The sequence below is a fragment of the Methanofollis sp. genome (assembly GCF_028702905.1).
Lineage (GTDB): Archaea > Halobacteriota > Methanomicrobia > Methanomicrobiales > Methanofollaceae > Methanofollis.
This window is the reverse complement of record NZ_JAQVNX010000130.1, coordinates 1-4,792: the sequence shown is the minus strand read 5'-3', so window position 1 is coordinate 4,792 and position 4,792 is coordinate 1. Positions and strand designations below refer to the sequence as shown.

3 protein-coding genes and 2 pseudogenes are annotated in these 4,792 nt (G+C 56.1%); 4 read left to right on the top strand and 1 reads right to left on the bottom strand.

The genetic code is table 11. The annotated features are described in order from the left end of the window. From PHP59_RS11335 to PHP59_RS11325, 3 genes and pseudogenes are all read left to right on the top strand, one after another. Window positions 1-458, top strand: a pseudogene (locus PHP59_RS11335) (DUF1156 domain-containing protein); the annotation flags it as partial. Between the two features lies 1 nt (window position 459). After that, window positions 460-1,275: a toll/interleukin-1 receptor domain-containing protein gene (locus PHP59_RS11330; RefSeq protein ID WP_300167053.1), complete on the top strand. Its 816-nt coding sequence runs from the start codon at window positions 460-462 to the stop codon at window positions 1,273-1,275. Between the two features lie 7 nt (window positions 1,276-1,282). After that, on the top strand, window positions 1,283-4,249 hold the full coding sequence (locus tag PHP59_RS11325) for a DUF499 domain-containing protein (protein WP_300167050.1): 2,967 nt from the start codon (window positions 1,283-1,285) through the stop codon (window positions 4,247-4,249). 58 nt (window positions 4,250-4,307) lie between these two features. Here PHP59_RS11325 and PHP59_RS11320 read toward each other — a convergent pair whose 3' ends face one another. Continuing rightward, on the bottom strand, window positions 4,308-4,487 hold the full coding sequence (locus PHP59_RS11320) for a hypothetical protein (protein ID WP_300167048.1): 180 nt from the start codon (window positions 4,485-4,487) through the stop codon (window positions 4,308-4,310). A 119-nt stretch (window positions 4,488-4,606) separates the two neighbouring features. On the opposite strand from PHP59_RS11320, the pseudogene PHP59_RS11315 reads away from it, so the two are divergent. Further along, window positions 4,607-4,792: pseudogene (locus PHP59_RS11315) on the top strand (BMP family ABC transporter substrate-binding protein); the annotation flags it as partial.

The following is a 4,792-nucleotide window of genomic DNA, read 5'->3' as shown; positions in this document are numbered from 1 at the left end:
ACACAGCCCGGAAGATCGCCCAGGGTCTCGGCGCCCGCCTCGAAGAAATGCCCGGCCTCGTCGAAGTGAAAGGCAGCACCGCCCGCCTCCTCCCGGTCAGGGACCGGGCGGCCTCACTCTTCGGGCGCTACGACCTCGCCGCAGCACCGAAGGGAAAGAAGGAGAAGCAGATGACCCTCGGGGAAGTCATCGACGGCGAGTACACCGCCGAGGCCATCGACAGTGACCACCCGCTCACCCTCACCGGCACCACCGTCCTCGACACCGTCCACCAGAGCATGCTCCTCTTCGGCGCCGGAAAAAGCGACGCCCTCAAACGCTTCCTCCTCGAAGATGTCAGAAAAGACCCACAGTTCGCCACCCTCGCCCAGGCCCTCTCCGCCCTCTACCCCCCTGTTTCGGAAGAGAAGCGCTGGGTGGACGGCGTCCTCGCCAGGAAAAAATCGCTCGGGGTATAACATGGTTGAAACATCGTCCAGATCCCTCCATCTCTTTATCTCGCATGAAGAGAAGGAGAAAAAGATTGCAATTTCCCTGAAAAGACTCATCAAACACATATTCCGCGATAAGATCGACGTATTCGTCTCTTCCGACGACGAAAGCATCCCATCTGGTAAGCAATGGTTCGACGTGCTCACCACCGCCCTCAGGCAGGCAGACTACGTAGTTATTCTCTGTTCAGGCACTGCAGTCAAACGTCCGTGGATAAACTTTGAACTCGGCGGCGCATGTCTCCTCAAGAAAGATATCATCCCTCTCTGCATCCACAACATGCAATTTAGTCAATTGCCTCCACCATACAGTAATTTCCAGGGCTTTGTCGCTTCGGATTACATCAGGTTATCCAAACTCTTCAGAGACATGGCCGATCGCATATCCTGCCCCCTCCCCCCCTTTGATATGACGTCCACCGAGTATCATAGGGTGATCCACAATCTATCGTCTGAAGAAGGTTTTGTATCATTAGCAATGGAGGGCTCCGGAACGTATATCCCAGGAAATAAATTGAATTTTTCCGGAACGGCGACCGACGGAAGCGAAATTGTAAAATTGAAAATTTATAATGCGGCAGATCCATACTCCCTTCTTGAAGAACTAAAAGTAGCCATCCAGAACGACCAGACCTATGTACAGGAGATCGATTCTTCTCGTTACCCGCCAGGACAATATTACGTCCTGGCAGAAACGCAAAAGGGAATCTATACAAAGGTCACATTCCTGCTCCGTTCTATGAAACCCGAACCAACACCCCTATACAAAAAATTTCTGAGATGAGGAAAAAATGGCAGTAAAACCCTGGTACAAAGTAATCACCCCCCGTGAGGACCTGCGGGAGGGAAGACCGACCGACGCCTCAGAATTTGCCGTGCACCTCGACAAGGTCAGAACAGGCCAGGCACCCCCTGACTACCAGGACCCCCGGCGCTTCTTCGAACGGACCTACCTCACCGACACCCTCCGATCCTTCGCCGCCGAAGTGGTCGCCCGCCTCTCCGGCAAACGGGTCGAGACCAACGCCGTCTTCAACCTCACCACACAGTTCGGAGGCGGAAAAACCCACGCCCTCACCCTCATCTATCACCTCGCCCGTTGCGGGCAGAAAGCCGTCGGGTGGCCCGGTGTCATGGAGATCGTCAGTCAGGCAGGCATCTCAACTATCCCGCAGGCCGCCACCGCCGTCTTCGTCGGCACCGAGTTCGACTCCATCGCCGGCCGGGGCGGAAACGACGGTACCCCTCTCCGCCGGACGCCCTGGGGCGAGATCGCCTGGCAACTCGGCGGCGAGGAAGCCTTCGCCGTCGTCCGGGAACACGACGCGAAGATGGTTGCGCCTGCCGGCGACGTCATCCAGGCCTTCCTCCCGAAGAACACCCCCTGCCTCATCCTCCTCGACGAACTGATCAACTACACCAGTCGGAGCCGCGAACTCAAGACCGGCCTCGCCGACCAGATGTACACCTTCATCCACAGCCTCTCCGAAGTCGCTCGCAGCTCTGACAGTGTCGTCCTCGCCATCTCCGTACCCGCCTCTGAACTGGAGATGACACCCGCCGACATCGGAGACTACCAGCGCCTCGAAAAACTCCTCGAACGGGTCGGCAAGGCATATATCATGTCGGCAAAGTCCGAAACCGCCGAGATCATCCGCCGCCGCCTCTTCGAGTGGACCGCCCTCCCCTCCGACGCAAAGGACACCATCGCCGAATATGCCGACTGGATCCGGGACAACCGCACCCTCGTCCCGGGCTGGTTCCCTGTGGACCACGCCTACGAGGCATTTGAGGCAACATACCCCTTCCATCCCATGGTCCTCTCCGTCTTCGAACGGAAATGGCAGACCCTCCCCACCTTCCAGCAGACCCGCGGCGTCCTCAAACTCATGGCCCTCTGGGTCTCCCATCTCTACCAGAAGAGTTACCGCAAAGGGGTGAAGGATCCTCTCATCACCCTCGGTTCCGCACCCCTCGATGAACCCCTCTTCCGCGCCGCACTCCTCAAACAGGTCGGAGAAGGACGGTTCGAAGGCGTCATCACCACCGACATCTGCGGAAACGCCGACTCGCACGCCCAACGCCTCGATGAAGAAGCAGGCGAACCCATCCGTTCTCTCGGCCTTCACCGCGCCATTGCAACAACAATATTTTTCGAATCCAACGGCGGGCAGCCAAGAACAGTCGCGTCTCTCCCTGAAATCCGTCTGGCCGTCGGCGGGCCCGGCCATGACAGTGGCAACATCGACACCGCCCTCGAAGCGCTTGCTCCTCCATCGGGCAGTTGTTTCTTCATGAACAAAGAGGCCAACGACTATCGCTTCGGAATCAAGACCAACCTCATAAAAACACACGCCGACCGGAAAGCCTCAATTCAATCTGACGTCATCAGGCAGAAGGCGGAGGAGACGATCAAGAGCGTCTTCGACCAGAGCCCCTCACTTGAAAGAGTATATTTCCCCAAACGCAGCAGCGACATCATGGACAGGCCGGCGGTGACCCTCGTTGTTCTTCCGCCGTCGATGGATGCTCAGAATGCAGAAACACAAAGTTGTGCGCTTCAATGCACAAAATGTCATGGCGGATCGGGACGGACCTATAAATCATCACTGATATGGGCAATAGCCTCGAATGCAGGTCCCCTCGCAGAGACAATCCGCGACTATCTTGCCTGGTGCGAGATCAGGGACGACGCCGACACCCTGAATCTCGACGATGCCCAGAAACGACAGGCCAGGGAGTATGTCGAGACCTCTAAGAGGCAGATGAAGGAGCAGGTCTGGGAAAGTTACAATGTGCTGGGCCTCTACACCCCCGAGGACACCATACGTCTCGAAAACCTGGGCCGTATCAATTCCAGCGCCTCGGAGTCCATAACGAAGTTCATCACGCACAAACTAAAAGAACTGGACCAGTTAACCGACACGGTAAACCCCAACTATCTTGTCAGGAACTGGTCCCCCATATCACAGGAATGGAGCACCCGTCAGGTTAGAGACGCCTTTTTTGCCTCCCCACGCTTCCCCCGCGTCAGCAGTCAGGAGGTTATCAAACGGACGATTGCTCGGGGAGTCTCGGACGGGATCTTCGGATACGTGGGAATAACGTCCCTGCATCAGCATGAACCATTCTCTTTCAACCAACCCATGAGCGTTCTGGAAGTTGAGATCTCAGACGATATGTTCATCATACCCAGAGACGTTGCGGAAAACATTGTCCGGGAAAAAGAGATGGACACTACAGTTGCCAGGGTTGTAATCCAGCGGCCGGACATACCTCTCAAATCCGGGCAAAAACAGGAGTTACGTGCAACCCTCTATAACGCAGATGACCAGATTATTTCAAGTAAATCAGCGTGCTGGAAAGCGGTTGGAGGTGTGATTACTGAGGGAGGCGTCTTTGAGCCGGGACCAGGCGATAACACATTTGAAATCACCGCCTCCTGCGATGATGCGACGGCCACCGTTAAAGGATCCATCTCTCCTATCACAGAAACCGCCCCCATAGAGACAGAGCCTGAAAAAATCATTACGTCACTTGAACTGAGTGGTGAAATGCCCCATCGTCAGTGGGCCAATTTTTACCGCAGGGTACTATCTCGGTTTTCAAATGACGGGCGTCTCACGGTGAATGTGGAGATCGAGATCGAAAATCCAGATGGGATATCGATGGATAAAATCGAGGACGTGCGGGTTGCCCTCAGGGAACTCGGTCTCAATCAGGATTTTTACCTGAAAGAGAGGCACTCTGAGAAGTAAAAAAAGAGTCACGGGGAGTCACCCCGTCACTGCAATTATTGTGGGAAAAAACCGTCCCTCACTTTTTCCGATACACATTCAGCCCGATCTTGACCTCCTCGTCCCCGGGCACCGAAATATTCCCCTCCGTGGACGCGATCGTGATCGACTTCCCTGACTTCGACTCCCCGAAATCCTTCGAGAGGTCGACCGTGATCACCAGCCTGTCCCCGTCCCGTTTCATATCGACGTTTTTCATCGTCAGCAACTCCTGTACACCGATGCGGCAACGTCCCCGATGAAGCTGCCGAAACAGGAGCGACCACCTCCCCCACGCCATCCCCTCCGTTTAATACCCATCCAGAACCACCTCTCCCCATGAAACCATCCTTCTCCCTCATCTCTCTCACCATCGTCCTCGCCCTCCTGCTCGCCGTCGCCGGGTGCACCGGGTCTTCCTCCCTCCCCTCCGTGTACATCCTGTACGGGTCGGAGATTGGCGACCTCTCGTACACCGACACCGCACACCAGGGCCTGCTCGCGGCGCACGACACCCTGTCTTTC

Coding starts and splice junctions, on each gene's coding strand:
- PHP59_RS11330 (WP_300167053.1), top strand. CDS start 460: ATGGTTGAAACATCGTCCAGATCCCTCCATCTCTTTATCTCGCATGAA.
- PHP59_RS11320 (WP_300167048.1), bottom strand. CDS start 4,487: ATGAAAAACGTCGATATGAAACGGGACGGGGACAGGCTGGTGATCACG.
- PHP59_RS11325 (WP_300167050.1), top strand. CDS start 1,283: ATGGCAGTAAAACCCTGGTACAAAGTAATCACCCCCCGTGAGGACCTG.